This is a genomic window from Paludisphaera borealis (assembly GCF_001956985.1).
GTDB lineage: Bacteria > Planctomycetota > Planctomycetia > Isosphaerales > Isosphaeraceae > Paludisphaera > Paludisphaera borealis.
This window is the reverse complement of record NZ_CP019082.1, coordinates 3434505-3461484: the sequence shown is the minus strand read 5'-3', so window position 1 is coordinate 3461484 and position 26980 is coordinate 3434505. Positions and strand designations below refer to the sequence as shown.

Genomic DNA, 26980 nt, shown 5'->3' with positions numbered 1-26980 from the left:
CTGGGGCATGACGATTCGATCGGCGAGATCTCGTCGCCGCCGATGGAGTGTGATCCGCCCCGGAGTCGGTCTCGTCCCTGCGAATCCCCGTCCTCCCCACCGGATTGACGAAGAGCGCGAGGTGAGCCCCGTTCCCCATAAGGATAGTTTACTCCCTGTCGTCGCGTTTCAAGCGCGAGGGGCTTGGTCCGGGTGGAGAAATCTCGGAGGCGTCCGCCGGTCATGGGGAGTATTATTGGGGCCTGACTACGCGAAGTGGGCCGCCGCCGATTCGTTGTGAGGGAGGAGTTGGCGTTGTAAGCTGGGGTCATGGGACGACCACTTCAGGCGGCGGAAGGCGGGATCGTTTATCACGCGCTGAATCGCGCCAACGCTCGCATGCGTATTTTCGACGACGACGGCGATTACGAAGCGTTTCTCCGCATCTTGGAACAGGCCGTCGTTGTGCGGGAGATGAGGCTTCTGGCTTATTGCCTGATGCCCAATCACTTTCATCTGCTGCTCTGGCCGCGCGCCGACGGCGATCTGTCGAGTTTCATGCGCTGGCTGACACTGACCCACACGCAGCGATGGCACGCCCATCGACGATCGACCGGTGCCGGCCATCTGTACCAGGGTCGATTCAAATCGTTTCCGGTGCAAAGCGACGAGTACTTCTTGGCAGCCTGCCGTTACGTCGAACGCAACGCCCTTCGCGCCGGCCTCGTTCCGCGAGCCGAGCACTGGCCGTGGGGCAGTTTGGCCCGGTTCTCCGCCGACGTCCGAAGCGGGCCGGAACCACCCCTGAGCCCGTGGCCGGTTCCTCGTCCACCGGATTGGTTGGACCGCGTCTGCGCGGCGATGACGCCCCAGGAAGAAGACACCCTGCAACACTGCATCCGTCGCGGCCGGCCGTTCGGATCGGAGCCTTGGCGTGAAGCGTTCAACCCGCCTCGGCCTGGACTCGACCCTCAAGCCCCTGGGACGCCCCAGGAAGCCGAGAAACGGTGCCTGACCCCTTTTGCCTTTGACCCCTTTTCTGTCTTTGTGGCCCCTCTTCGGCATTTTGACCCATTTGCTGTCTTTGGTGGAAAATTCCAACGCACTTTTCGCGTGACACGCGCGGTGTGGGCTGGTAGCATTTCGCCCAGGCGTGGCCGGAACTGGCCTGGTGGCTACCTAACCCGACCCGTAACCCAATAACACACGGTGATGTATGTCGTCGTTCGTCCAGGGGATCAACCGCTTTGACGTTACGGTGCAGTACGGCCACTTCAACATCGCCATCGACGGTATTGTTGGGGCGAATGCTTATATCGCCCTGCACGACGCCGATGGCGATTTAGTATATAATGTCTACGAAAGTTACATGTACCTGAAAGATTTCGGCTCCGTTCTGCCGCTTCTCAACGGGGGCGGATTCGGCCTAATGATGGTGATGGGGATCAACTGGTTCAACGTCGACGCGACTTCCGGGATGCGGTTGGTGATCTGGGATTCTACGCCGGATGACAACGTAATTCGGGCAATGTACGTCTGTACGGTAAAGAAGATTCTGGACTGCCCCCGCGATGAAGGGATTCCGATAGGAGACAGGATCCCTGCCATTGGGAACAAGCATAGTATGCATATGTCACAATTTGACCTGTTCTTGAACGGCGAGCATTGGAATGTCAATATGACCGGCGCTCTAACGGGCCGCGCTCGGATCGCCCTGTATCAAAACACCAGCGGATTCCCAAACGTAGATAACAGCTATACATATTTGGGCATTAAAGAATTGCCTGGGATCTGGGGCAGGCACGGGGGTCTCTCGACTTACCAGTTCAGCGGCTCTACCTGGTTTGATTATGACGCAACGACGCCTTGTTATGTCGGCGTTATTGACCGCACGTTCGACGACGACACGGTAGCGCTCCGGGCGCTCCTGAAGGTCGATTTCCTTCTGGCGACGGTCGTGGAAAACAACTACAAGTGACCGAGGTAGTTTTCTTCCTCCCGAGAATGAAAAGAGGTCATCTACTTGCATGTGGATGTCACACCACCCCCCTCCCCTCATATCCACCGTGCAGACGGGTCAGAGCGGACGCGACCTCGATTTCCACCGGCCGAGCGGCCAAGAAATCGAATGACAAGAGCGGTACATCCTGCAAGCCGAAAGAAAGTACCTGACCCCTTTTCTCTTCCGAGCGATTAGCGCTTGCGAAGAAGCAACAAGATTCCATTTAGGATCATATAGAATGCCAAAAGGATTCCGATTATGAATATTGATATTGGGCCTACGCGTAGAAACGGGAGGATTAGGGCGATTGTGGCGGTGCCTCCTGCCAGCCACATGCAAATAATGACCTTCTCTTGATCACCCATGGCGAGTCCGCCATGTGAAATCTGACGCTTCAATATCCACCTGACAGTCCTCCAAATCCACGCACAGAAAAAAGCAGAAAAGGGATCAGGTACCGTATTTGTGGATAATCCCTCCTTCTCATCCACGGTACGAACGATTCGGAGCGGACGCGACCTCGATTTCCACCGACCGAGCGGTCAAGAAATCGAATGACAAGAGCGGAACATCCTGTAAACTCATGAAGGGGCTTCCGGGGCGGCGGATAACGTGCCGTGTATCAACACGTTAGGCGCGGCGAGAGGCCTTTCGGGTTGGTGCTGCGTGAGTCATCCGCGTTAGAATTCAGAGGGGGAGAAGCCTGGGGCGAGGCGGGAAGCCGCGCCACGTGGGTCGCCGGACTTAGGCTCGGAGAAATCCGGTGGAACGAACGCGCCGATTGCGCCCCTCTTGCCAGCGCGTGGTCCAGGCATCCGGGACGCTTGTCATGATGGGCGGGGTCGCGGTTCTCGCGGGCTGGGCGACGGGAGATCCCGTCCTTCTCGGCCTCCGAGCGAACTATATTCCGATGGCGCCCAACACCGCCCTGGCGTTCATCGTGCTTGGCTCGGGCTTGGTCGCGGTCGTCAGCGGGGGACGATGGGGGCGTCGATTCGCCGCTCTGGGGGCCGTCCTGGTCGGCATGATCGGAGTCCTCAGGCTGGGCGAGTACGCCAGCGGCGACGGATTGGCCGTGGACCATTGGTTCATCCCCGTCCCCGGGGAACGGTTCGGGCTTGCCCCGTTGGGGAAGATGTCGCTCGCCACCGCGTCCGCGTTCGTCGTGGCGAGCGCGGCGGTCTTGATTCTCGCCTGGCCCAGGCGGCGGGTGTTATTGGGGCACATGGCCGGCGCGTGTGGCGTGGCTGCGGCGATGACGGGTCTGATCTTCGTCTTTGGCTACATATTCAGCCCGAACTCCCCGTTGCTCTACGGCACCGAATCGATCCCGATGGCTTTGAACACGGCCTTGTGTTTCGTCGGCCTGGGCGTGGGCATCGCGGCGGCCGCCGGGCCGACGGCGTTCCCGCTGTTGCGGTTGTCCGGGCCGTCGATCCGGGCTCGACTGCTCCGTACCTTCCTCCCGCTGGTGATGGGGACCGTCGGCGTCGTGGCCTGGATCACCCACCTGGTGACGACGACCGTGGGGGCGTCTTCGGCCGCGCTCTCGTCGGCCGCGCTGGCCGCCGTTGCGATCGCCTTGTTCGCAGCGATCTGCGAGCGCATCGCGGGCCGCGTCGGCGGGCGGATCGAGGGCGCCGAACTGGAACTCCAGCAGGCCCACGACCTGCTGGAGGCCAAGGTTGATGAGCGGACACGCGAGCTGAGCCGGGCCAACGCCGACCTCGCCAAGGCGCTCCGTGACACGCAGCTCGCCCACGAGTCGCTCCAGAGAGCCCACCTCGAACTGAAGCAGGCGCAATCCCGGATGCTTCAGCAGGCGAAGTTGGCCAGCCTGGGCCAGACCGCCGCCGGGGTCGCGCACGAGATCAACAATCCTCTGGCGTTCGTCACGAACAACCTCGTCGTCCTCAAGCGCGAGGTTCACGGGCTGCACGACATCATCCTGCTCTACCAGCAGGCCGAGCAAACCTCGGCGGAATACCAGGCCGCCCTCTACACGAAGATCTCCGACCTCGCCGAGGAGGTCGACCTGACGTACGTGCTCGAGAACCTCGACGGCCTGCTGGAGCGGTCCCGAGTCGGTCTGCTCCGGATTCAGAAGATCGTCGCGGACCTACGCGACTTCGCGCATCTCGAGGAGGCCGATTTCAAGGAAGCCGACCTGAACTCCGGAATCAGCGCGACGGTTCGCCTGATGCAAAATCTCGCCAACGACCGACGGGTCACCCTGGAGACGAACCTCCTCGCGATCCCGAGAACGACATGCTTCCCGGCAAAGATCAATCTGGTGGTTCAAAGCCTGGTCTCCAACGCGATCGACGCCTGTCAGCCTGGCGGCAGGGTCGTCGTCGAGACGTGCCCGATCCATGACGGGATCGAGATCGGCGTCTCTGACAACGGGTGTGGGATCGCCGACGCGATCCGTGACAGGCTCTTCGACCCATTCTTCACCACCAAGCCGGTCGGCGAGGGAACAGGGCTCGGGCTCGCGATCAGCTACGGGATCATAAAGGACCATGGCGGGACGATCGATTTCGAGTCGTCCCCCGGCAAGGGCACGCGGTTCCGCGTACGCCTGCCCTTCACCCCACACTGCGAGGCCGTTTTTCACCAAGATGGCCCCAGCGAGGCGCAAGAACCCATGTCTCGAATGGTGTGAACCGTCGTTGAGCGGCGCGGCTCAGGCCAGGTTGAGTTCGGGCTTCGCCGATTCGAGCCGGGCGATCATCCGAGAGGTGAACCTCGCCAGGGTCGGGTCGAGGGTGCTGGCGACGACCATCCACATCTTGAAATCGGCGTCGCTGATATAGTAGCCGGCCGAGTGGTTCATGATGATCTGGTTCCCCATCTCGACCGCGCCATATTGCGAGATGCCGCGGGCTCTGAGGCAGTTGATCATCGCGGTGAGTTTGTCCCTCTGCATCTCGGCGTTCTGCTTCTGGCGATAGTCCTTGACCGCCTGCGCGCCGATGACCACCGGCGGCGCGAGGAACGTGGCCGCCCCCGCGCCGATCGCCCCGGCCACCGCCGTGGCGCGGTTGAGCCCGCGGGCCTTCGCCATGTCGTAGCTCTGGCCGACGGTGTTGTTGTGGAGCTGGTACTCCGCGATCGACTTGTAGTTCTTCAGGCCCTGGGCGAGGGAGTTCAACATGCTCGGCATGGTCGGAACCTCCAGAAATGCGGGAAACCGGACGCGAAGGCCGCCGCTGAGGACGCTGCGCCCTCGACCCCATCCTTATCGCGTCGGGTGTGACAGCATTTCTTTCGGGAGGCGCAACGGGTCAGAAACCGTCGGCCTCTTTCGCCTCGCTAGTTCTTGCCCACGAGACCTAGCGAGAGCCCCTCGGGGGGCGTCGGCTTCTTGGTCTCGGGCAAGGTCATCACGTCGTGGAGCTTCGCGCCGGTGTTCTTGGTCTCTCCGCCGGTGACCAGCGTGAAGCGACCCCCCTCGGCGAAGGCGTTGATGTTCATGACCGGGTTGGCGTCGGCAGTGAACCGGGCCTTGAGTAGCGGGACCGGTTCACCCTCGATCGGCCTGATCCACGCATTCGCGAAATCGGCCTGACGAGCGTGCGTCGTGGAAACGCGGTCGCGCTTGAAGTCCTCGATGAATGCGTAATAGCCGCCGGGATTTTTGCCGCCGGTCACCGTCGAAAACGTCACCAGGCGCTTCCAGCCCTTCGTCTCGGGGACGAAGAACCAGCCGGTGTACTCGGTGCGATCGCCGCTGATCTTGGACGTGACCATCAGCCGGTAGGTCTCGTCGAGCTTCCAATCGTAGTCGAAGAACGACTGCCCTCCGGTTCCCTCGCCGCCGAACCGACCCGTGCGGACGTGTTCATCCTTGTAGAGAAGCTTGGTGCGAAGCTCCGCCTTCACGTCCTTGGGATCGTCCTGGTTGGAATCCCAGACGGAGAAGATCAGCAGCTTCCGGCCGTTCGCCAGTTCCTGAAGCCCGAAATACCCCTTGTTCCAGCCGCAGACCATGAAGTACGACCCGACGGCCGACTTCCGGATCGTCACTTCGTTATAAAAGGCCGTCCCCTCGGCGCCAGGGTATCCCAGGTGCACCGAGCGGCAGGCGACGTCCTTGAGCCGTTCGTCGGCCGTCGCTGAGGAACCGACGACCGACAGAATCACGAGGCCGAGCACGGCGCGAACGCCACGGCAGGGTCGAGACATCAACCAAAACTCCCCAAGAAAGCAAAAAAGAGGTCAGGAACCGAGACATGCGACCCTCTTCGACGGCCGATCAGAGGTTGTACCTCTCGTGCAGGCCGCAGGCGCTCAGGAGGATCATCAGGACGGGGTCGAAGGCGGTGCGGGCGTCGTCGCTTAACGCGGGCAGGCCGTCCAGAAGCGCGACGACCTTCGACTGGTCGTAGAACGGCAGGGATGCCAGGGCCGGGCCGCGCAGCGTCTCCTGCATCAGTTCGTGCAGTCGCTCGCCAGGCGACAGGGCGGCGGGCGGGGCGAGGAACGGGTGTTTGTGCCGGCCGTGGACGGTCGCCGTCAGCACCGGGCGGGCCGCCTCGCGCAGCACGTATTTCTCGGTGATCCCACGGATCTTCTGCGAGATCGGCAAGCCCCGGGCCAGCTCGACGACGTGGTGGTCCAGAAACGGCAGTCGGCCCTCCACCGAGTGCGCCATCTCCATGCGGTCGCCCAGCACGGTCAGGACGTAGCTCGGCAGCATCACCTTGGACCACAGGTACAACGACTGATCCACCGGTTCGCGGCCGGTGAGCTGGCCCGGCGCGTCCAGGCCGTTCAGGAGGACGCGATAGGGGTCGCGCCTGGCGAACTCGGCCGCGAAGTCCGGCGCGAACAGGGAACGCAGCCGGAAGGCCGCCGTCGCGTAGGCCTCCAGCCACGACGGCACGAACCCCAACGCGCGGCGCACGCTCGTGAGGGGAAGGGCCGCGCCCTCGGGCAGCAGCAAGCCGCGGGAGATCGGGTTGCTCGACTGCAACTCATCCAGAAGCCGCCGGACCTCTTCCTCGTCTTGCCCTCGCGCGTTGTAGAGCAGCATGTCCCGCCGGAAGGGTGGGTATCCGGCCAGGATCTCATCGGAGCCCTCTCCGGTCAGCACCACCTTGTAGCCCGCGTCGCGGACGGCGCGGCTGAGCAGGTATTTCGCCACCCCGTGCGCGTTGAAGCAGAGCGTCTCGGCCTGCCAGATCGCATCGATGAAATGGTCGGCGAGGTCGGACTGCCGGATCGGAATCGGATGAAACTCGGCCCCGGCGTGCGCCGCCATCTCGCGGGCGAGGGCTCCTTCGTCGTAGTCGGCCCGGTCGAAGGTCAGCGTGAAGGCCCGGATCGGGTCGGCGCGGTGGGTCGCCGCCAGTCCCAGCACGGCGCAGGAGTCGATCCCACCGCTGAGATAGCAGCCGACCGGCACGTCGGCTCGTAGGCGGAGGCGGACCGCCTCGTCCAGGGCGTGCCGAAACCGCTCGGCGTACTCGGCGTCGGGCTCGACGGGTCGGGAGTCGTCGGCCGCGGGGTAATCGAAGTCCCAGTACCGGATCAGCCGGATGCGGCCGCCCGAGGCGAGCAGGAAGCAACCGGGGGGGACCTGGTCGATTCCCTCGAAGAGCGTGCGGTCCTGGGGAGTCGCCAGGAAGTGGTTGGCCTGGAAGAACGCGGCGTGGTCCCAGCGTCCGGGGACGCCGGCCGCGAGCAACGCTTTGATCTCGGAGGCCAGGTACAACGTGCCTTGGTGCAGCGCGTAGTAGAGGGGCTTGATGCCGAGGCGATCGCGGGCGGCGAAGAGCGTGTCGTTGGGGCCGTCCCACAGGATGTAGGCGAACTCGCCGCGCAACTGTTGGAGGCAGGCCGTGCCGAGGTCCTCGTAGAGGTGCAAGGCGATCTCGCTGTCGGAGTGGGTGCGGAGGCGGTGACCTCGGCTCTCCAGGTCGCTCCGCGTGCGTTCGAAGTCGTAGAACTCGCCGTTGACGACGATCCGCAGACTCTCGTCCTCGCTGGCGATCGGCTGATCGCCGGTGGCGAGGTCGATGATGCTGAGACGGGCGTGACCCAACGCAACCCGTCGATCCTCGGAGATCCACGTCCGCCGTCCGTCCGGCCCGCGGTGGGCGAGCCTCGACGTCGACCGCTCCAAGGGGGCGGCCGAAATCGGCTCGCGCATCGAGTACATCCCGATGATCCCGCACATACCGAGTCTCCTTCGCGGCCCGGTCTCAGCTTGCTCGCTCGGCGGTCTTCCTTTCACGAGTATACAGGAAAGCGAAGGGGACCAGGGAAGGAAAGGCGGCTCGAACGGTTCGAAGTGATCCGAACCTCACCGCGCCGGGACGTTCGTGCAGGGGGTTTTGCGGTCGATCCGCTTGAGGAGTCCGGTGAGGACGCGGCCGGGGCCGATTTCGTAGAACGTGTCGAAGCCGTCGGCGAGCATCTTGCGCATCGATTCGTCCCAGCGGACGCTCTGGAGGACCTGGGAGACGAGGATCTTGCGAATCTCGGCGGGGTCGGCGTGAGGGGAGGCGTCGACGTTGGAGTAGACGGGGATGCGGGGGGCGCGGACGTCGACGCGGGCGAGGACCTCGGCGAGCTGTTCGTCGGCCGGATTCATCAGCGGGGTGTGGAACGCGCCGGCGACGGCCAGGCGGATGCACTTCATGGCGCCGAGTTCCAGGGCGATCGGCTCGACGTGTTCGAGGGCCGAGGCGTCGCCCGAGACGACGATGTTGCCGGGGCCGAGCATGTTGGCCTTCCAGAGCCGGCCGTGGGGGGCGACCCGCTGGCAAAGCTCGTCGGCCTTGGCTTCGTCGAGGCCGAGCGCGCTCATCATCCCGCTGGGAGAGGCCAGCGCGGCGGCCTGCATCGCCTGGCCGCGGCGGCGGACGACTTCCAGGCCCGACTCGAAGTCGAGCGCGCCGGCGAACACGAGGGCCGTGTACTCGCCCAGGCTCAGCCCCGCGGCCCCCTGGCAGTCGCGGACGACGTCGGGGTTGGTCGCCTTGAGGCTCTCAAGAGCGGCGAGGCTGGCCACGAAGATCGCCGGCTGGCTGACGTCGGTCGCTTCAAGGGCTTCAGGCGGGCCGTCGAAGCAGATCGCCCGCAGGTCGAAGCCGAGCACGGCGTTGGCCCGGTCGAACAGGGCTTTCACGGCCGGCAGCTCGGCTTCCAGCTCGCGGCACATGCCGACCGCCTGCGCGCCCTGGCCGGGGAAGAGAAACGCGATCTTGGACATGACGACTTTCCTTGAATTCGGATCAGGACTTCGGGCCGTCGCCCTCGGCCTCGGCGGTCGGCTCGGAGGCTTCGAGTTTGGCACCGAGCTGTTCGATGATCTGGGCGTTGATGCGGTCTTCGGCCATGGCGTAGGCGACCCGCAGCGCGTTCTTGATCGCGCGGTTGCCGGACGAGCCGTGGCAGATGATGCAGGCGCCGCGGATGCCCAGGAGCGGCGCGCCGCCGAACTCCTCGTATTCGAACCGGCTCTTGAGGTTCTTGAGGCTGCCGGCGATCTTCTGCCCGGCGTCGACGGGAAGGTTGGGCAGCAGCCGGGCGAGTTCCTCGCGGAGCGTGGCGAACAGGAACTCGACGGCGCCCTCGCCGGCCTTGAGCAGGACGTTGCCCACGAAGCCGTCGCAGATGATGACCCGGACGTGGCCTTCGTAGATGTCGCGGCCTTCGATGTTGCCGACGAACCGGGCGGCCCAAGGGCTTTCCTGGAACAGGGCGCGGGTGGCGCGGGTGAGGTCGTTCCCTTTGTCGTCCTCGGAGCCGACGTTCAAGAGGCCGATGCGGGGCGAGGTGACGCCGAGGATTTCCTGGGCGTAGATCGAGCCCATGATGCCGTACTGGTAGAGGTCTTCGGCCTTGGCGTTCATGTTGGCGCCGACGTCGATGATGACGATCGGGCCCTGGTGCGACGGGAAGATCGCCGCGATGCCGGGGCGGCGGACGCCGGGGAGGAACATCTTGGCGTGGGCGCCGGCGAACAGCGCCGAGGCCACCATCGCGCCGGTGTTGCCGGCCGAGACGATCGCCTTGACGTCGCCGGCGGCCATCAGGCCCCAGCTCTTGGAGATCGAGTTGTCGCGCTTCTTGCGGAGCGCGTCGACGGGCTTCTCATCCATGCCGATCGCCTGGCTGGCGTGGACGATCGGCAGGCGGTCGCGAGGGGCTCCGGGCGCCTTGGCCAGCTCGGCCTCGATCCGTTCCTGATCGCCGACGAGGACGACGACGAGGTCGTCCTGATCGCGCACCGCTTCCACCGCGCCCGCGACGATCGGGCCGGGGGCAAAGTCGCCGCCCATCGCATCCAGCGCTATCCGCATCGTCGATCTCCCGGTGTTTCCAGCACGTCGTCCGACCCTCGTCCTTGGAAATGAGGACGGGATGCCGAACCAAGGCGCCTCGCCTCGTCCGCATCCCGAGAGTTTTCCCGAGGATCCCGATGAACGCGAGCCGCCGTCGCGATCGTTCGAGTCGAGCGGCGACGGTCGAATTCATCAGCGTTCATGAATAAAGCGGTCCCATCGTAGAAGACGCTCGGGCGACTGTCAAGCGATCGTCCGGCCTCATCCTCACCGCGTCCGGGCTTTCCGGGTCGGCCTCGCCAGCGGGCCGAGGGCGACCCGAAACAGGGCGTCGGGGTGGAGGTGGGTCCGGGCGGCGTCGCGAACCTGGCGGGGCGTGATCGCGGCGATCCGCTCGGGCCAGGTCTTCGGCTCGTCGAGCGGCAGGCCCAGCCGTTCCAGGTCGACCAGCCGCTCGGCGCGCTGCTCGACGGTTTGCAGCTCGAACAGCGCGGCCCCGGCGAGGTACTGCTGCACGCCGGCGACCTCGTCGTCGGAGAAATGGCCGAGATGCATCGCTCGGATCTGGTCGACGATCGCCGCGACCACCCGGTCGGCCTCCTCGGGCATGGTTCCGGCGTAGATCCGGAACAGGCCGGGCATCAGGTCGGCCGAGTCAGTCATGCCGCCGCCGACGGTGTACACCAGGCCCAGTTCGTCGCGGACGATCCGGCCCAGCCGGTCGGAGAAGCCCGGCCCGCTGCCGAGGATGTGGTCGAGCACCAGAAGCGCGTCGTAGTCGGGGTGGCGGCGGGCGATCCCCCGGTGTCCCAGCACGATGTGGACCTGCTCGCCCGGGTGGGTGATCCGCCGCGATCGCGGCCGTCCGGTCGCGGGCAACGCTGGCCACGAGGGGGCCGCCTCGCCTTTCGGCTCCCAGTCGCCGAACTGCTTCTCGATCATCCGCTTGAGTTTCCTGGGGTCGAACTCGCCGACGACCACCAGGAACGCGGTCTCGGGCGCGAAGCAGCGCCGGTGGTGGGCGAAGACGTCGTCGCGGGTCAGCCGGCCGATCTCGCGGACGCCGCCGCGGTGGTCGCGGCCCAGGGGGTGGTCGCCGTAGACCATCGCGCGAAAGGTCTGATCGGCGCGGAACGCGGGGTCTTCGCGGTCGCCCCGCAAGTCGCCGATGATCCGCTGTTTCGCCCAGTCGAGAGCTTCGGCCGGGAACAGCGGGCGGCGGATCACGTCGGCCAGCAGATCGAGGCCGAGGCCCAGGTCTTCCGAGCGGGTCCGCAGCGAATTCCAGGTCGTCGACAATTCGAGCGAGCCGCCGACGTCCTCGATGGCCGCGGCCAGCTCTTGCGACGATCGCCCGACGCTCCCCTCTTCGAGCATCCGGCTGGTCAACGCCGAGACGCCGGGGACGGCCTCGCGCACCCAGCCGCCTTCGATGTAGAGGTCGACGGCCGCTACGCCGACCCCCGGTCGGCGCTCGTGGATGACCCGCAAGCCGTTGCTCAGCAGCATCCGGCGAGGCTGGTAATCGACCTGTCGCGGCGTCCTTCGCCCGGCCTTCGTCGACGCTTCGATCTTGGGATGAGCGATTGTCGTCGTCGAGGCGAGGGCCGCGTTCGTCACGGCGACCTCGCGTTTCTTCGGAAGTGGAAGCGCGGGCGCGGGGCGTTGATTGGGCTTGGCGTCGTCGGGGCGGAGCAGCCAGCCGGCGGTGAGGTTGGATTCGACGAGGTACTTCGAGGCGACCCGGCGGACGGCCGCGGCGTCGACGGCGAGCGCGGCGGCGTGTTCGGCCTGCCAGTCGCGCCAGTCTCCCCAGAGGGCGGCCTGACCGACCCCGCAGGCCAGGGCGAGCAGGTCTTCCTGGTCCCATCGCCAGCCGGCCTCGAACCGGTTGCGGACGCGCGCCAGCTCTTCGGGCGCGGGGCCGATCTCGGCCAGGTCGGCGATCACGTCGGCGATCGCCTCCTCGACGTCGGACGGGTCGATCTGGTCTTCGGCGGCTTCAAGCTGGACGAAGAACTGGCCCGCTTGCCGGCCGCAGGCGTGCGCGGCCTCGACCCAGCCGACCAGCCGGTCCTCGTCGACCAGCGACCGCCACAGCCGCGACCGCCGGCCGGCGGACAGGAGGTCGGCCAGCACTTCGAGCGCCGGGGAGTCGGGGTGGTCTTCGGGGACCGTGTGCCAGCCGAGGATGCCGCGCGGCAGCGCCTCGGATTCGTCCATCACGAAGTCGCGCCGGCCGGTTTGCGGGCCTTCGATGCCGTCGCGCCGCGGGGGTCGCTGGACTTGGCCCGGTGGGATCGCGCCGAAGTGGGCCAGGGCGCGATCGAGCACAAGGCCCGGCTCGACGTCGCCGGCCAGCACCAGGACGGTGCCGTCGGGCCGGTAATGCCGGCGGTAGAACGATTCCAGATCCTCGGCGCCGATCGACTCCAGGTCTTCGGGCCAGCCGATGACCGGGTCGCGGTACGGGTGTCTCAGGTACGAGAGCGCCTGGTGGGTCTGATCGAGGCGGATCAGGGGCGTCTCGACGTCCCGCGCCCGCTCCTCGCCGATGACCTGGCGCTCGGCCTCGACCTCGCGCGGGTCGAACTGGGCGTGGACCATCCGGTCGGCTTCGATCTCCAGGGCGAGTTCCCACTGTTCGGCCGGCAGGGAGAACCAGTAATGGGTGCGGTCTTCGCCAGTGTCGGCGTTGGCCTGGCCGCCGGCGAGGAACGCGAGTTGGTCGATCCGCCCCTTGGGGAACCGCTCGGTCCCCTTGAACAGCATGTGCTCCAGAAAGTGGGCGATCCCCGACTTTCCGGGAGGCTCGTCGAACGACCCGACCGGATAGAAGAGGTCGCAGACGACGATCCGGACCCCTTTGCGGGGCAAGACAAGGACTTTCAGCCCGTTGCCCAGCACCCGCTCGAAGACCGGCTGATCGCCCACCCGCGCGACCGAGGGCTGGGACTTGAGCCGTCGAGCCATATCGGTGCTTCCCCTCCATCCGTTCCGAGGCTTGATCGGGCGACGTCGAGTTCGTCCAGACCGACGCGGACCCCCGTCTCGCCATGACCCGAGGACGCCCTCTATTGTAACACTCCGGGGCCCGACATTCCCAACCGTCCTTGCGCCTCGGCCGCCGCGGGGAGGATTGTCACGGCTGCGCGGGGGCCGTCGGCTCGTTCTCTCGGCGGTGGCGGGCCTCGTAGCGGATCAGGTAGACGACGAACGCCGCGTTCACGATCAAGACCAGGATGCGAACCGCCGTCGGCTTGCGAGCGATCTCGTACAGCTCCAGCGGAATCAGCGAGCTGGTGGCGATGATCGTCAGGAACGCCCCCCAGTTCTTGCCCCGGACCAGCCCGAAGCCCTCGACCATGTGGAGCGATCCATAGAAGAACGCCCCCGCCTCGATCAGCCGGCGACGGCCCGGCTGGATGTTCGCGACCCTCGTGACCGCCTCGTGGATCAGTCGATTATCGGGATCGAACCGGAGACGGCTTATCCACGACTCCAGCGTGACCGCCACGTCGCTCCGGAACAGCCTGAACAACCCGAACCCGACCGCAAGCGCCAGCACCCCGCTCGCGAGCTTGGCGACGCCGATCAATTTCAATCCCAGCGGCGAGCGGGAAGGAGTCGGAGTGGAGGGCATCGTGGGTTCCGAAAATTGAGAACAAGATGATCCGGGCGCGACGTCCGAGAATATCGCCGAGCAACGGCCGAACACAGGCCAGAACGTCGACTCGCCCCGCCGCTCAAGTCGCCTGCATCGTCTTCGGGGACGGCGAGATCGTCGCCGAGGCGGTCAACCTCCTCGTGCAGACGCACGATCCGACCGCCCACGCGGAGTTCCTGGCGATCCGGGCGGCGGCCGCCGCGCTGGGGGCCGAGAACTTCACCGGCTGCGCGTTCACCCTCCTCGCCCACTGTTGTCCCATGTACCTGGCCGCCGCTCGCATTGACGGGCTGTTCTCCGTACTCTGATAAGGATCAGGGGCTTCGTTGCGGCGGGAATCTCAGGATGGTGTTGCATGTGGGATGACGGGAGGCGGGCGCGTCGAATCCTCATCGCGCTGACGGCGACGGCGGTCTTCGCGACGTCCTGCGCGGCCGTTGCTTACTTCTGGCGATCCTTCCTCCCGGTCGACCCTCTCAAGGAGGCCCGGACCGCCTACGACCGGCAGGATTGGGACGCCGCCGCTCGGGCGGCTCGCGCCCGGCTCAAGACCGCCAACGGCGACCTCGACGCCCTTCGCCTTCTCGCCCGCGCCTCGCTCCGTCAGGGGAAGGAGTCGTCGGCCCTGGCGATCTACGGCGGGCTCGGCGAAGACGCGATGGAGTCCGACGACTTCTACCTTCTGGGCATGGAACAGAGCCGCAAGGGGAACGTCGATCTGGCCCACCAGGCGTGGAAGCTCGCCTTGACCAGGAATCCGAACCACCCCGAGACGCTGGCGGCGACGGCGAAATCGCTCTCCGAGATGGATCAATACATCCCCGCCGTGGTCACGATCCAGCAATTGCTGACCCAACCCGGCTGGAAGGCCCGCGCCAATCTGCTGCTCGGTGAAATGTACGTGATGATGAACGCCCCGGAGCAAGTGATCACCGCGCTCGAGCGGGGGTTGAACGAGCCGGGGGAGTCGATCGATCCCAAGGATCGGGAACGGTATCGCAAGCTGCTGGCCCGGAGCTTCCTGCAGACGGGCAAGCCCGCCCGGGCGCGCGAAGTCCTCGAGCCGATGCAACCCGCCGGCGCGACCTCCTCGCCCGATCTCGAAGTCTCCTGGCTGCTGAGCCGTTGCGATCTCCAGGAGAGTAAACCCATCTCCCCGACCGTTCTCGATCAGGCTCGCACATATCGCGACGAACATCCACTCGAAGCCGAGCCGGCGTCTTACGTGGGCGCGGCGGGCTGCGTCAGTTGTCATCGTGTGATTTCCGATATGCAGCAACCCAGCCGGCACGGGCGGACCTTCTTCCGCGAGTCGGAGATCGCCGCGCTACCGCTCCCGAAACAGCCCGTGCCCGACCCCGGCGACCCCAAGGTCGTTCACTCGTTTCAAAAGGTCGAAGATCACGTTGAAGTCGAGACCAAGATCGACGATCGGGTCGTCCGCTCGATCATCGACTACGCCTTCGGCACGGGCGATCGCGGGTTGACTCTCGTCGGGCGCAACGACAAGAACCACTACTTCGAGAGCCGTCTTTCGTATTACGGGAACGACGGGAAATGGGACGTCACGTCGGGCCAGAGCCGAATTCCCCAGCACTCGGCGTTGTACCAGGGATCGATTTTGACGCTCGACGTCGTCCGGCGGTGCATCATCTGCCATCAGACAAATGCCATGGCGGTCCTGAGCAACTCCGGCCCCGAGGCCGCCGATCGCGCGATCGGATGCGAGAAATGCCACGGCCCCGGCGGCAACCATCTGCTGGCCGTCAACGCTCCCGACGCAAAGAAAGACCCATCCCTCTTCTTGCGCGACATGGCGATCGCCCGCCCTTCGATGACGTACGGCGAGCCGATCGTGAAGCTCTGCGGACAGTGTCACGACCCGCGGAAGGTCGGTTTCGAGGTCACTCCCTCGCTCGAAACGGCCAGCCGGTTCCAGTCGACCACGCTCTCCTGGAGCCGTTGTTACACCGAGTCGCAGAAAGCGCTCGACTGCGTCACCTGCCACAGCCCGCACCGCGACGCCGAGACCTCCCCCGCGCATTACGAAGCGAAATGCCTCGAATGCCACTCCGGAACTCCGTCGCCCCCGAAAGAGCCGCGCTCGCTCCTTCGCCCCCGGCAGACCGCGTTCACAGCCGCCCCCCCCTGCCCCGTGCAACCGAAGTCAGGCTGCATCGCCTGCCACATGCCCAAGGATCAAACCCCGATCCCGCACTCGCAATTCACCGACCACCACATCCGCGTCCACCCGGAGCTGACCGAGAGCAAGCCGCCCATCGCGGGACGGTGAGCCGATCGGCCGGCGTCAGGCGATCTGTTTCGACCAGACCGCGTCGTCTGACGCCCGCATCGGCACCGTGTGAATCCAGACGGACTTGAACGGGATTTCCAGGATGATCCCGTCACTGAAGAGAACGCGGTGCAGCAACGCTCCCTGCGACTCGGAATCGACGTCGACCTCGTCGTAGAGCCAGTGCGCCCTTTGCTTCGAAAGCGGCCAGGCACCCTTGTACCGGCTCAACCGAAGCTGATCTCGATGAAGGTAGATCAGCGAGACGATAGGGCACGCCCCATTACGAGCCCGAAGCGCCAGCGAGTGAATCGATTCGAATGGCCGACCGGAAATTCACTCGCTGGCGCTTCGGGCTTGTATTTGGACCGAGTCGACCGCGATCCCCATTTTCATGAGGTCGGGCACCCCAAACTGGGGCATGACGATTCGTCCGGAACCTGCTACTAAAACTGCTTCCGCTGCCGGCTCGACGGGATCGAAAGGGCCTGGCGGTACTTGGTGACGGTGCGGCGGGCGACCTTGAGGCCGTGGCGGCCCATCTCGTCGACGATCTCCTCGTCGGACATGGGGTTCTGCTTGTCTTCCTTGGCGACGACTTCGAGGAGCTTCTGCTTGATGGTGTCCCAGGCGATCTCGTCGCCGTCGGCCGTGGTCGTGCCGCCGCCGAAGAACCGCTTGAGCGGGAAGATCCCGCGCGGGCTCTGAACCCACTTGTCGTCGACGGCGCGGCTCACGGTCGTGACGTGGACGCCGACGCGGTCGGCGATCTGCTGCATCTTGAGCGGCTCGATGAACTCGGGGCCCTTGTCCAGGAACGGCCGCTGATGCTCGATGATCGCGCGGGCGACCTTCAGCAGCGTGTTGCGGCGCTGCTCGATCGACTCGATCAGCCAGCGGGCCGACTGGATCCGCTTCTGGATGAACTCGCGGGCCGCGGGGTCGGTGGCCTTGTTGCGGAGCTGCTTCTGGTAGTACCGCGAGATCGACAGGTTCGGCGTGTGCTCGTCGACGAGCCGGACGTCGTACGTGCCGAGTTCGTTGGGCTCGACGACCAGGTCGGGCACGACGTAGTGGGTGTTTTCCTGGAGGTTGTACGACGAGCCCGGGCGGGGGTTCAGCCGCCGCAGGTGCTCGATGGCCGCCTTGATCCCCTCAATCGACAGCCCGGTCTTCTTCTCGATGGTTGGCAGCCGGTTGTGCTGAAGGTCGTCGAGATGGTGGGTGATCAGGGTGCGGAGGATGTCGAGGCAGGGCGTCTCGGGCGTTAACTGCAAGAGCAGGCACTCGCGGAGGTCGCGGGCGCCGACCCCCGGCGGGTCGAGCCGCTGGACCATCCGCAGCGCGTCCTCGGCCTGTTCGATCGTCACGTCGTGGCCGAAGTCGCGGGCGATGTCGTGGAGGGTGACGTTCTTGGGCAGGTAGCCGTTGTCGTCGAGACTGTGGATGATGTACTCGGCCAGGTCGCGGAGGATCGGGTCGCAGTCGAAGAACCCGAGCTGTTCCGCCAGGCCGTCATGGAACGAACGCGGGCGCGACGCCATGTTTTGCATGGCGTCTTGCTTGCGGTCCCCCTCTTCGCTAAGCGAGGCGCGGCTGCGGCGCGGGCCTTCGTCGTACAGCTCGCTCCAGTTCTCGTCGAGGCCGCCGAGGCTGTCGAACTCGTTGGATTCGGCCGTCTCGGCCTCGGCCGGTGCGGGGGTGGACGTGTCGTCGGAGTCCTCGGTGGTCGTCGGCGTCGATTCGCGGAGGTCGACCAGCACCGGGTTTTCGCTCAGCTCCTGCTCGATCCGCTCCTGCAAGGCCATGATCGGCAACTGAAGGATTTCCATCGACTGGATCATGCGCGGCGCCATGCGCAGCCGCATCTCGGTTCGCATCTGCTGGGACGTGTCAAGCCGCATGATCCACCAATCCCTCAGTTCCGCGAATCAGTCGAACCGTCGCGACAAAAACCAGAACGATTCTCGCCACGGCACGCCATGTTCTCTAGCAAGTATTATGCCACCTTCCGGCGGACTTCAAGCGCAATCTCGTCGAAGGCCCGGGAAACCGACAGGCCGGCGCGCGGAGCGATTCACGGACGCCACATCGCCCGGCCGGTTGTTGCGGCGCTCAGAACGGCTGGCGGCCGGCGAGGGCGTCGGCGAGCATGTCGCGGCTGGCGAATTCGAGCGTGCTGCCCGAGGCCAGTCCGCGCGCCAGGCGGGTGATCTGGACGGACGTGTCGGCCAGCCGCTTGGCGATGAACAGGGCGGTGCCGTCCCCTTCGAGGTTGGGATTGGTGGCCATGATCAGCTCGCGGACCGACCCGGCGCGGACCCGGGCTTCCAGCGCGTCGACGGTCAACTGGTCCGGCCCCATCCCCTGCAACGGGGCCAGGCGGCCGAGCAGGACGTGATAGACGCCGGGAAACGAGCCGGCTTTCTCGATCGCCAGCAGGTCGCGCGACTGCTCGACGACGCAGACCAAGCTCGGATCGCGGCGCTCGTCGCGGCAAATGCCGCAGATGGGTGCATCCACCTCGGTGAGGTGGTAGCAAATTTGACAATGGCGTACCTGCTCCTTGGCCGTTCGGATGGCCTCGGCGAGTTCGAGGGCCTCGTCGACGGGACACTTGAGCAGGTGATGGGCGAGCCGCTCGGCCGATTTCGCGCCGATGCCGGGGAGCCGCCCCAGGGTCGTGGTCAGGCGGTCGAGCGCCGCCGCGTAGCCGGAGCCGGCCATCGTCAGGAGCCTCCGGGCCCGGGGCCGATCGGTGCGTCCCCGCCGGGGAACAGCCCCATCGGCAGGCCGCCGGCCACCGACGCCAGCGACTGAGCCGCCGAATCGCGCGCCTTGACCATCGCGGCGTTCACCGCCGAGACGACCAGGTCTTCGAGCAGCTCGGCATCGCCGTCGGCCAGCAGCTTGGGATCAATCCGCAGCGCGATCATCTCCATCCGGCCGTTGATCTTCGCCGTCACCGCGCCGCCGCCCGAGCTGCCTTCAACCTGAAGCTGGCCAAGCGCTTCCGTCGCCTTGGCGACCGAATCCCGCAACTTGCCCGCGTTGCGCATCAGTTCTGCGATGTTTCCCAGTTGTCCGAACACGGGAGCCTCTTTTCTGACGTATCCTTGTGGCGATCGCGGTGATTCTTCAGCCCGCACCCTGCGCGGCCGAAGGGCCGTCGTTGTCTTGCTCGCCTTCGTATTCGAGATGCAACACCCGCGCCTCGAACAGCTCGATGACCTTCTGAACCATCGGGTCGCTCTGGAGCTGGTCGGCCCGTCGCGACTCGGCGGCGGGAGCGCCGGAGCCGCTGTCGGCGTCGGCGTTTGATTGCTGGTAGCGAACGGTCAAGGGGCGTCGCAGCAACCCTCGAAGGGAATCGGCGATCAGCCTTCGCGCCTCGTCGGTCCCGCACAGGTCGGCCACCGAATTGTATCCCGGCTTGGCCCCGATGACCAGGACGTCCGGCCCGTCCAGACCGATCGGCATCGCCTGGCTCAACTTCCATCCCAGATTCGCGCCCACCTTCTTGATCAGGTCGGGCCAGATGCCGCTGACGACGTGCAATTCGAGCGGCGCCCCGCCGGCTTCGTCCTCGGCCTCGGCGACCTTCGCCGGTTTCCGGGCGACCGTCGCAACCTCTTTCACACCCTGGGCTTTCGTCGCCGTTCCGCTGCCCGCTCGGGGCCTTTCGGCCGCGCGCTCGGGTTCGGATCGAGGAGCCGGGGCGACGGCGGCACCGACCACGGCGGTTTTTTCGGCTTCCGGGGCGCGGTTGGGGGCGTCGTCAGTCGGCGTTAGCTTTTTTTTTAAGCTGGGCGCCGAAGACCTGGGCGGTAGGGGCGATCCGGATTCGAGCGCCTTGAGCCGCTGGACCATTTCGGTCAAGTCTTCGAGATCTTCGAGTCGAGCGACTCGCACGAGAGCCAGTTCAGCGAGCAATCTGCCGTGGGCGACGCCGCGCATTCGCGCACGGGCTTCGGCGAGGATCTGAAGGGCCGTGACGATCGAATCGGTCGACCAGGCGTCGACGACGGCCTGGAGACGGGGGCGCTGGCGGGGCGAGACGGTGAGCAGGATCGAGCCGGCGCCGATCGAGAGAACCATCGCGTCGCGGAGGAAGTCGAGCGTGCCGGCCAGCAGCTCCGACGCCTGGACTCCCTGGCTCGCGGCCTGGTCGAGCAGCGTGAGGGCCGCGGCCGGGTCGCGGCTCGACAGCGCTTCGAGCATCCCCAGCAACCGTTCGTCGCTGGCGGTTCCGAGCAGGCCGTGGACGACCTCGACAGTCAGTTTCGGGCTTCCCGACGACAGGAGCTGTTCGAGCAGCGACTGGGCGTCGCGCATCGATCCCCCGGCGCGGCGGGCGACGACCTGGAGCGCCTCGACCTCGGCGTCGACCTGCTCGCGGTCACAGATGTCCTTGAGCGCGCCGACGATCGCCTCGGGGGTGATCCCGGCGAAGTCGTACCGCTGGCAACGCGACAGGACCGTGATCGGGATCTTGTTCGCTTCGGTCGTCGCGAAGAAGAACTTCACGTGCGGCGGTGGCTCTTCGAGCGTCTTCAAGAGCGCGTTGAACGCCCCCGTCGAGAGCATGTGGACTTCGTCGATGTAGTAGATTTTGTACTTGGCCCGGCTGGGGCGGAGCGAGACGTTCTGCCGCAGCTCGCGGACCTGCTCGACGCCGTTGTTGCTGGCGCCGTCGATCTCGATCACGTCGACGTCCTGGCCGACGGAGATCGCCTGGCAGATGTCGCAGACCTGGCACGGCTCTTCGGTCGGCCCGTTCACGCAGTTCAGGCACTTGGCGAAGATCCGGGCCATCGACGTCTTGCCGACGCCCCGAGTGCCGCAGAACAGGTACGCCTGCGCCAACCTGTTGAGCCGGATCGCGTTGCGAAGCGCCTGGACGACGTGGTCCTGACCGACGACGTCTTCGAACCGTTGCGGCCGATAGCGACGCGCGACGACCGTGTAATTGCCCGCCGAAGCGTCGCGAGAGCCCGGGACGTGCGCCGCCGACGAGGGCTCGGCGTCGTCGTTGGTGGAACTGGCTTGCTTTTTCGGCGCGGGACCTTGCGACACGAGACGGTGCTCCGTCGGACCGGTTTCCCTGTCGTCGAGGTCCGAGCCCGGCCGTCCGGCGTCCTTGCTCTGCGAGAGTCGACCTCGGCTCCGTCCGTTACCGCTTTCGCTTCGCTTCGCTTCCTCAGCCCGCTCGCTCGGGCCGGTCGCCCGCGTTTGCAGGGGCCTTGGAGAGCCGGGGAGGTTCTCCCGCGCACATGAGGGTGATGCTTATGGCTGCTGCGTTCCCGCCCTGACCAGGTTCACAAACCCCCATTGCCCGGGTCCCCCCCGGCTCACCGAGACCCCCGCCTCAGGCGGTCGTCTGGCGAAAGAGCTATTGTCGGAAAGACCGGGGGAGGATGCAAGGTCAAGATCTAGGACTGCGCCTTGTCGCCTTGTCGCCGAGTCCGGAATCGATATTCGAGATCGGCCGCCTTGACTCACGTTGTTGGGCGATCGATCGAATCGTTTGCCCTCCGTGTCCTTCTGTCCTCCGTGGTGAATTCCCTGGAATAAACAGTTGGACGTTGTTCGTGGACGGCCCCTTCCGGCCCTACTCGTGTCGCAGGGCCTTCACCGGGTCGATCCGGGCGGCGTGGCGGGCGGGGTAGACGGCGGCGAGGGTGGTGACGACGACGGGCAGGGTCAGGACGGCGACGACCAGCCAGGGGGGGAAGACGAAGATCCCGTGCGCCAGGTCGATCTTCATATCCCGGAGCACCATCTCCTTGATCCAGGCGTCTCCCGGATACGACGCGGCCCAGGCGAGCAGCAGCCCGAAGACGCCGCCGAAGAAGCCAATCAGGGCGCCCTCGATCAGGAACATCACAAGCAGATGGCGGTTGTCGGCGCCGACGGCCTTCATGACGCCGATCTCCCGCGTCCGTTCGAGGACGCTCATCAGCATCGTGTTGGCGATCCCCAGCGCCGAGACCAAGAGCGCCACCGCCGCCACGCACGTCATGCCGCCGAAGATCAACAGATAAATGAGTCGCTCGCGGTCGATGAATTCCACGGCGGCCCGGCTGTCGAGTCCCGTCTCCTGGACCTTCTGAACCACGTCCTTGACGTTCGCCTCGGCGTCCACGATCAGGATCGCCCGGTCCACTCCTTGCTCGTCGGGCTCGGTCACCCGAAAGTGAACGTCGACGGCCGTCTGAAAGGGCAATACCGCGTCGGCATCGACCCGTAACGGGTTCCACGGTCCCTTCAATTCTTCCTCCGTCGACTGGCGGATCACGCCGACGACCGGGAATTCCTCGGTCTGCACGGCCGGTGCCGTGACGGGCTTCACGACGAGGGCGCTCCGCAGGACCTCGACCTCCTTGGGCGTCAGCCCGAGCTTGTCGAGCGCGTCCGGCAGCCGCTGCTTGATCTTCTGGAGGGCGTCGGCCTCGTCGCGGGTCGGGGTTCCTTGCTGCTTCATCAGGTAGACCTGGATGCCGCCGTCAAACTCCTGGCGGCGGAACTCCAGCCGGAGCGTCTGGCCGATCAGGCGGGCGACGTCGGCCTCGTCGACGCATCCCAGGCGGTAGGCGAGTAGTTCGCTGACGACCAGCCCGCGCTCGTCCGGGGCGTTGAACAGGCGGCCGGCGATGATCCGGCGGCGGAGGGCCTCGTCGGTCGGCCGGGCCGAGGCCAGCCCCGTAAATTGCGATTTCTCGCCGAGGACGGCGAACGCGCCGAGGTTGAGGATCGGCGTCATCGTTTCGACGTGGGGCATCGCGGCGAGCGTGTTCAATCGCTCGCGCGTGAGCTTGACTCGGTCGTCCTGCCGGTTGTACCACGGCGTCGCATCGGCGATCGCCTTGCGGAGCCGATCGCGGCGGGCGTCGGTCATGGCACCGGCGACCGGCTCGTCGGGCTTCGGAGCGGCGGGCTTCCATGCGGGGGAGACGTCGACCCGGCGGGCGACGCCGTTACGGCGGGTTTCGCGGTCGATCGTCTCTTGAACCCCCTGCCCGATCGACAGGCTCGCGGCCAGGACGAACGCGCCGAAGACCACGCCCAAGGTGGTGAGCACCGTCCGCAGGGGCTGCCGGCGCAACGACGCGAACGGCAAGGTCAGCAGGTCGCTCAGTCGCACGGGGGCTCTCCCGGTTTCGCGTTGAGGTTCAAGGCAGCAGCCGACCGTCCCTGAGGCGGAGGATGCGCGAGGTACTGGCGGCGGCGAGTTCCTCGTCGTGCGTGACCAGGACGAGCGTCGCGCCGTGGGTTTCGACGTGGTCGAGGATCAGGCCCATGACCTCGCGCGCGGTGTCGGTGTCGAGGTTGCCGGTCGGCTCGTCGGCCAGGACGATCCGGGGCCGGTTGACCAGGGCGCGGGCCACCGCCACGCGCTGGTTCTCGCCGCCGCTCAGTTCGGTCGGTCGATGGTTCAGGCGCTCGCCCAGGCCGACCGACCGCAAGGCCGCTTCGGCCTGAGCCCGACGTTCGCGGGGGCCACGGCCGGCGAAGATCATCGGCAGCTCGACGTTTTGAAGGGCCGACAGCGACGGGATCAGGTTGAACGACTGGAAGATCATGCCGACCGTCGCCGATCGGAACCGCGACAGCTCGCGCCGGGAGAGCCGGCCGACGTCGAGGCCGCCGACGTGCAGGCCTCCCGAGGTGGCGTGGTCGAGCCCCCCGAGCAGGTTGAGCAGCGTCGATTTTCCCGAGCCCGACTTGCCGAGCAGGGCGACTCGCTCGCCGGTCGCCACGTCGAGCGACACCCCGCGAAGTGCGTACACGGGAGAGGCGGCGGAACCGTAGGATTTCGTGAGGTCGGCGGTCCGCACCGCGATCTCGCCGTTCCGGGACCGAGGCGCAGCCGTCACGGTGCTCGTCTCCGAATCGCTGGATCTGACATCCGTCGAAGTCGGGGACATCGTACCACGACGGCGGGCCGAGGAAAGGGGCCGCCGATCCGGAGTCGAGGCGTCCGGGCCGTCAGGCCGAGACGCCGGCGGAGGCGGGGGCTCGCGAGAGGTGCGGCGCGGGGGGCGTGTGCGAGGCGCGGGGGTCGGCGGCGTCCTTGTCGATCTCGATGACCGGCTTGGCGCCGACGAGCCGGCTCATGGCGACTTCATAGCCCAGGAAGCGGACGTTCTCAAGGATCGCAAGGGCTTCGGTGCAGCCGATCTTCTGGCTGACGCCGAGCAGTTTGCGTTCTTCGGAGGAAAGTGCGTCTTCGGGCGGGGAGGGCTCGGCCTCCATCGTGTCGTCGGCCAGGAAGTCGAGCGAAACGCCGACCGCCTGGGCGAGCCGCAGGGCGTTGTCGAGGCCCGGCCGCGACTTTCCCTGGAGGATTCGGGAGATCTCCGAATCGCTGACCTGGGAGAGACGGGCCAGTTTCTGGCCGTTCAGGCTTCTGCGGGCCATCAGAAGTTGGAGTTTCTGTTTGAGTTCCATGACTCAACTATAGGATGTCTCCCCGATGCGGGGGAGCACTTGGTTTCTGTTCTCGCAAAAATATTCACGAATCCGTGGGAGCAGGCGAAGGGTGGCTCCCAGGGGTGAGCCGAACGAAGCGATTGGAGAAGCTTCAGGGGTTGTTCATGTAAGGAGGAGGGAACGAGTCCCGGCCTTCCACGTCCTATTGGAGACCGTTTCGCGGCCGGCTCGGATGCTCCCGGGAGGCGTCCCGTAAGCGAACTTGCCAGTCAGGCCTCATCATAGCGGTCGGGAAGGGAGTTGCAATCAAAAATTCTTGAATATTCAAGGGGGGGAGGACCACGGCCGGCTCGCCTCGGCGCGAGGCGCGCGCGTTCTCGACGCCGCGTGAGGATCGGTCGGCGCGAGGCTCGCCCCCCGCCGCGCGCGAATGCGGGGAGGGCCCGAGCGACGGCTCGATTCCCCCGCGCCGGAACATTACGCACCAGCGACGTCCCGCCTTACACGAACGGGCGTGATTCCCCGCATGTTACCGCATCCGCAAGGACCAACATGTGTTGAACACGCGTGGTCGCGTAAACGGGAGAATCTGCGCGGCCCGGCGTCACGAAGTCCGTCGGACCACGTATTCGGCGAGCACGACCAGGACGGCCTTGGAATCGGAGGGAGGGAGGACGTCGAGCGCGTCGATCGCCTGCTTGACGTACCAGCGGGCTTTTTCCCACGAGTAGTCGAGCGCGCCCGACTCTTCGAGCAACGGCCGCAGCCGTTTGCGTGATTCGGCCTGGGCTTCGTTGAGCAGGCGGCGGGCGAGATCGACCGTCTCGGGATCGCCGCTTTCGAGCAGCCGAATGATGGGGATGGTCAGCTTCTGCTTCTCGAGGTCGGTTCCCAGGCTCTTGCCGGTGGTCCGTTCCTCTCCCCAGATGTCGAGCACGTCGTCGGCGATCTGGAAGGCGATCCCGAGGCAACGGCCGTAGCGGTCGAGGGCCTCGCAAACCTCGTCGTCCGCGCCCGCGTAATGGGCGCCGAGGCGGCAGGAGACGGCCGTCAGCTCGGCGGTCTTGCCCTCGATGATTGCGAAGTACGATGCTTCATCGAGGTCGAGGTTGCCGCGATGGTGGACCTGCTGCATCTCGCCTTCGCAGAGTTTGTTGGTCGCCGCCCCGATCCAACGGCAGGCCTGCGTGGAGTCGAGCGAAGCCGCGAGATGGAACGCGTGCGTGAACATGTAGTCGCCGAGCAGCACGGCGGTCTCGTTGCCCCACTCGGCGTTGACCGTGGCGGCATGGCGGCGGACGATCGACTCGTCGAGGATGTCGTCATGCACGAGCGTCGCCGTGTGGATCATCTCGACGACGGCCGCGAGGACCGGGTGATCGCCGGTGATCCGGCCGCACGCCTTGGCCGCCAGCAGGACCAGAGCCGGTCGGAGCCGCTTGCCCTGGTAGTCGCCGCAGTGCTCGACGAGCGCTTGCACGAACGGGAAACGGCTGCGCAGCTCGTGCTGGAAGATCCGCTCGGCCTCGGCCAGCTCGGCCTGGATCGGCGCGAACAGCGGCCCCAGCGTCCGCCGGCTCTCCTCGACCTGTAGTCCTGGATGTTTCGACATGCCCGTCTCCGCTCCCACTACGACTCGTTCGACCGCCCCGGCTCGGCCTTCGCACCTGCGGCCGGGGAGATGATCCACGATACGCCGATCGGCTCGCTACGGTTTCGCCGGGGGGTGTTCGCCCCCGTCGCCCGCGTCGGTCCGCCTGTAAACCCCGCGCTTGCCGCCCGTCTTCTCTTCGAGTCTAACACGCTCGACGACCATGCCCCGGTCGACGGCCTTGCACATGTCGTAAATCGTCAGGGCCGCGATGCTGACCGCCGTCATCGCCTCCATCTCAACGCCCGTCCGGCCGTTCAGCCGGGCGGTTGCGACGATCTCCAGCGCGTCAGGAGGACGGGGCGTGAGGTCGATCTCGACGCCGTCGAGGCCCAGGGGGTGGCAGAGCGGGATCAATTCCCCCGTCCGCTTCGCCGCCATGATCCCCGCCAGCCGCGCGACCTCCAGGACGTCCCCCTTGGCCAGCTTCCGATCGACGATCAACGCCAGCGTCTCCGCCGCCATCCGGACCAGGCCGCTGGCCGTCGCCGTGCGAAGGCTCGACGCCTTGGCCGAGACGTCGACCATCCGACTCGCCCCCCGATCGTCGAAATGCGTCAGCTCCGCCATCGCTCCCCCTCGAAGTTTCGTTCAATTCGTTCTGAACATATTTTACGGATTGGCCGGACGGCGGCTAGTCGTCCTGCGCGCGTTTCTT

At 66.1% G+C, this 26980-nt stretch carries 22 protein-coding genes and 1 other RNA gene; 5 read left to right on the top strand and 18 right to left on the bottom strand.

All coding sequences use genetic code 11. The annotated features are described in order from the left end of the window. The first annotated feature begins 309 nt into the window (after window positions 1–309). The 3 genes from BSF38_RS13395 to BSF38_RS13385 all read left to right on the top strand — a co-directional run bounded on the left by BSF38_RS13395 (window position 310) and on the right by BSF38_RS13385 (window position 4646). Window positions 310–1182, top strand: a complete 873-nt coding sequence (locus BSF38_RS13395) for a transposase (protein WP_210405717.1) — start codon at window positions 310–312, stop codon at window positions 1180–1182. Between the two features lie 13 nt (window positions 1183–1195). Continuing rightward, entirely contained in the window at window positions 1196–1957 is a 762-nt protein-coding gene (locus tag BSF38_RS13390; RefSeq protein ID WP_076346360.1) for a hypothetical protein, read from the top strand. Between the two features lie 934 nt (window positions 1958–2891). Then, window positions 2892–4646 (top strand): sensor histidine kinase, encoded by a 1755-nt coding sequence (locus BSF38_RS13385; protein ID WP_168189371.1) that lies wholly within the window; start codon window positions 2892–2894, stop codon window positions 4644–4646. Between the two features lie 21 nt (window positions 4647–4667). Here the strand turns inward: BSF38_RS13385 and BSF38_RS13380 are convergent, their stop codons facing one another. The 7 genes from BSF38_RS13380 to BSF38_RS13350 form a co-directional block, all read right to left on the bottom strand. Next, complete coding sequence (locus BSF38_RS13380) at window positions 4668–5147, bottom strand: hypothetical protein (protein ID WP_076346356.1); 480 nt, start codon at window positions 5145–5147, stop codon at window positions 4668–4670. 149 nt (window positions 5148–5296) lie between these two features. Then, window positions 5297–6169 (bottom strand): DUF3472 domain-containing protein, encoded by an 873-nt coding sequence (locus BSF38_RS13375; RefSeq protein WP_076346354.1) that lies wholly within the window; start codon window positions 6167–6169, stop codon window positions 5297–5299. 70 nt (window positions 6170–6239) lie between these two features. Beyond that, complete coding sequence (gene asnB / locus BSF38_RS13370) at window positions 6240–8165, bottom strand: asparagine synthase (glutamine-hydrolyzing) (RefSeq protein WP_076346352.1); 1926 nt, start codon at window positions 8163–8165, stop codon at window positions 6240–6242. A gap of 126 nt (window positions 8166–8291) precedes the next feature. Further along, window positions 8292–9203: an ACP S-malonyltransferase gene (gene fabD / locus BSF38_RS13365; RefSeq protein WP_076346350.1), complete on the bottom strand. Its 912-nt coding sequence runs from the start codon at window positions 9201–9203 to the stop codon at window positions 8292–8294. Window positions 9204–9225: 22 nt separating this feature from the next. After that, window positions 9226–10296 (bottom strand): phosphate acyltransferase PlsX, encoded by a 1071-nt coding sequence (plsX, locus tag BSF38_RS13360; RefSeq protein ID WP_076346348.1) that lies wholly within the window; start codon window positions 10294–10296, stop codon window positions 9226–9228. Between the two features lie 249 nt (window positions 10297–10545). After that, window positions 10546–13251: a M16 family metallopeptidase gene (locus tag BSF38_RS13355; protein WP_076346346.1), complete on the bottom strand. Its 2706-nt coding sequence runs from the start codon at window positions 13249–13251 to the stop codon at window positions 10546–10548. A gap of 169 nt (window positions 13252–13420) precedes the next feature. Next, window positions 13421–13921 carry a DUF2127 domain-containing protein gene (locus BSF38_RS13350; RefSeq protein ID WP_076346344.1) on the bottom strand — a complete coding sequence of 167 codons (501 nt, stop codon included), beginning with the start codon at window positions 13919–13921 and terminating at the stop codon, window positions 13421–13423. 26 nt (window positions 13922–13947) lie between these two features. On the opposite strand from BSF38_RS13350, the gene BSF38_RS13345 reads away from it, so the two are divergent. Then, window positions 13948–14253 carry a tRNA-specific adenosine deaminase gene (locus tag BSF38_RS13345; RefSeq protein ID WP_076346342.1) on the top strand — a complete coding sequence of 102 codons (306 nt, stop codon included), beginning with the start codon at window positions 13948–13950 and terminating at the stop codon, window positions 14251–14253. 47 nt (window positions 14254–14300) lie between these two features. Next, the gene (locus BSF38_RS13340; protein WP_076346340.1) at window positions 14301–16238 is read left to right on the top strand and encodes a cytochrome c3 family protein; all 1938 of its coding nucleotides are present in this window, start codon (window positions 14301–14303) and stop codon (window positions 16236–16238) included. A gap of 15 nt (window positions 16239–16253) precedes the next feature. Here BSF38_RS13340 and BSF38_RS13335 read toward each other — a convergent pair whose 3' ends face one another. From BSF38_RS13335 to moaC, 11 genes are all read right to left on the bottom strand, one after another. Next, on the bottom strand, window positions 16254–16469 hold the full coding sequence (locus tag BSF38_RS13335; protein ID WP_076346338.1) for a hypothetical protein: 216 nt from the start codon (window positions 16467–16469) through the stop codon (window positions 16254–16256). A 215-nt stretch (window positions 16470–16684) separates the two neighbouring features. After that, window positions 16685–18142 (bottom strand): RNA polymerase factor sigma-54, encoded by a 1458-nt coding sequence (gene rpoN, locus BSF38_RS13330; RefSeq protein WP_076346336.1) that lies wholly within the window; start codon window positions 18140–18142, stop codon window positions 16685–16687. Window positions 18143–18353: 211 nt separating this feature from the next. Continuing rightward, a complete protein-coding gene (gene recR, locus BSF38_RS13325; protein ID WP_076346334.1) occupies window positions 18354–18965 on the bottom strand; it encodes a recombination mediator RecR in 612 nt (203 codons plus the stop codon). A 2-nt stretch (window positions 18966–18967) separates the two neighbouring features. Next, window positions 18968–19330 (bottom strand): YbaB/EbfC family nucleoid-associated protein, encoded by a 363-nt coding sequence (locus BSF38_RS13320; RefSeq protein WP_076346332.1) that lies wholly within the window; start codon window positions 19328–19330, stop codon window positions 18968–18970. Window positions 19331–19376: 46 nt separating this feature from the next. Next, the gene (gene dnaX, locus BSF38_RS13315) at window positions 19377–21314 is read right to left on the bottom strand and encodes a DNA polymerase III subunit gamma/tau (protein WP_083713884.1); all 1938 of its coding nucleotides are present in this window, start codon (window positions 21312–21314) and stop codon (window positions 19377–19379) included. 174 nt (window positions 21315–21488) lie between these two features. After that, window positions 21489–21586, bottom strand: an RNA gene (gene ffs, locus BSF38_RS13310) — signal recognition particle sRNA small type. A 263-nt stretch (window positions 21587–21849) separates the two neighbouring features. Next, entirely contained in the window at window positions 21850–23382 is a 1533-nt protein-coding gene (locus BSF38_RS13305; protein ID WP_076346330.1) for an ABC transporter permease, read from the bottom strand. Window positions 23383–23410: 28 nt separating this feature from the next. Beyond that, window positions 23411–24115 carry an ABC transporter ATP-binding protein gene (locus BSF38_RS13300; RefSeq protein ID WP_076346328.1) on the bottom strand — a complete coding sequence of 235 codons (705 nt, stop codon included), beginning with the start codon at window positions 24113–24115 and terminating at the stop codon, window positions 23411–23413. Window positions 24116–24227: 112 nt separating this feature from the next. After that, entirely contained in the window at window positions 24228–24689 is a 462-nt protein-coding gene (locus BSF38_RS13295) for a helix-turn-helix domain-containing protein (RefSeq protein WP_076346326.1), read from the bottom strand. Between the two features lie 586 nt (window positions 24690–25275). Continuing rightward, window positions 25276–26283, bottom strand: coding sequence for a polyprenyl synthetase family protein (locus tag BSF38_RS13290; RefSeq protein WP_076346324.1), 1008 nt, complete (start codon window positions 26281–26283; stop codon window positions 25276–25278). A 96-nt stretch (window positions 26284–26379) separates the two neighbouring features. After that, window positions 26380–26892 (bottom strand): cyclic pyranopterin monophosphate synthase MoaC, encoded by a 513-nt coding sequence (moaC, locus tag BSF38_RS13285; protein WP_076346322.1) that lies wholly within the window; start codon window positions 26890–26892, stop codon window positions 26380–26382. Between the last annotated feature and the right edge of the window lie 88 nt (window positions 26893–26980).

What these genes read in the sequence shown, in the direction of transcription:
- fabD (WP_076346350.1), bottom strand. Translation starts at nt 9,203, where the DNA reads ATGTCCAAGATCGCGTTTCTCTTCCCCGGCCAGGGCGCGCAGGCGGTC.
- asnB (WP_076346352.1), bottom strand. Translation starts at nt 8,165, where the DNA reads ATGTGCGGGATCATCGGGATGTACTCGATGCGCGAGCCGATTTCGGCC.
- BSF38_RS13340 (WP_076346340.1), top strand. Translation starts at nt 14,301, where the DNA reads ATGTGGGATGACGGGAGGCGGGCGCGTCGAATCCTCATCGCGCTGACG.
- plsX (WP_076346348.1), bottom strand. Translation starts at nt 10,296, where the DNA reads ATGCGGATAGCGCTGGATGCGATGGGCGGCGACTTTGCCCCCGGCCCG.
- BSF38_RS13290 (WP_076346324.1), bottom strand. Translation starts at nt 26,283, where the DNA reads ATGTCGAAACATCCAGGACTACAGGTCGAGGAGAGCCGGCGGACGCTG.
- BSF38_RS13295 (WP_076346326.1), bottom strand. Translation starts at nt 24,689, where the DNA reads ATGGAACTCAAACAGAAACTCCAACTTCTGATGGCCCGCAGAAGCCTG.
- BSF38_RS13395 (WP_210405717.1), top strand. Translation starts at nt 310, where the DNA reads ATGGGACGACCACTTCAGGCGGCGGAAGGCGGGATCGTTTATCACGCG.
- BSF38_RS13375 (WP_076346354.1), bottom strand. Translation starts at nt 6,169, where the DNA reads ATGTCTCGACCCTGCCGTGGCGTTCGCGCCGTGCTCGGCCTCGTGATT.
- recR (WP_076346334.1), bottom strand. Translation starts at nt 18,965, where the DNA reads ATGGCCGGCTCCGGCTACGCGGCGGCGCTCGACCGCCTGACCACGACC.
- BSF38_RS13380 (WP_076346356.1), bottom strand. Translation starts at nt 5,147, where the DNA reads ATGCCGAGCATGTTGAACTCCCTCGCCCAGGGCCTGAAGAACTACAAG.
- BSF38_RS13345 (WP_076346342.1), top strand. Translation starts at nt 13,948, where the DNA reads ATGATCCGGGCGCGACGTCCGAGAATATCGCCGAGCAACGGCCGAACA.
- moaC (WP_076346322.1), bottom strand. Translation starts at nt 26,892, where the DNA reads ATGGCGGAGCTGACGCATTTCGACGATCGGGGGGCGAGTCGGATGGTC.
- BSF38_RS13350 (WP_076346344.1), bottom strand. Translation starts at nt 13,921, where the DNA reads ATGCCCTCCACTCCGACTCCTTCCCGCTCGCCGCTGGGATTGAAATTG.
- rpoN (WP_076346336.1), bottom strand. Translation starts at nt 18,142, where the DNA reads ATGCGGCTTGACACGTCCCAGCAGATGCGAACCGAGATGCGGCTGCGC.
- BSF38_RS13390 (WP_076346360.1), top strand. Translation starts at nt 1,196, where the DNA reads ATGTCGTCGTTCGTCCAGGGGATCAACCGCTTTGACGTTACGGTGCAG.
- BSF38_RS13355 (WP_076346346.1), bottom strand. Translation starts at nt 13,251, where the DNA reads ATGGCTCGACGGCTCAAGTCCCAGCCCTCGGTCGCGCGGGTGGGCGAT.
- BSF38_RS13385 (WP_168189371.1), top strand. Translation starts at nt 2,892, where the DNA reads ATGGCGCCCAACACCGCCCTGGCGTTCATCGTGCTTGGCTCGGGCTTG.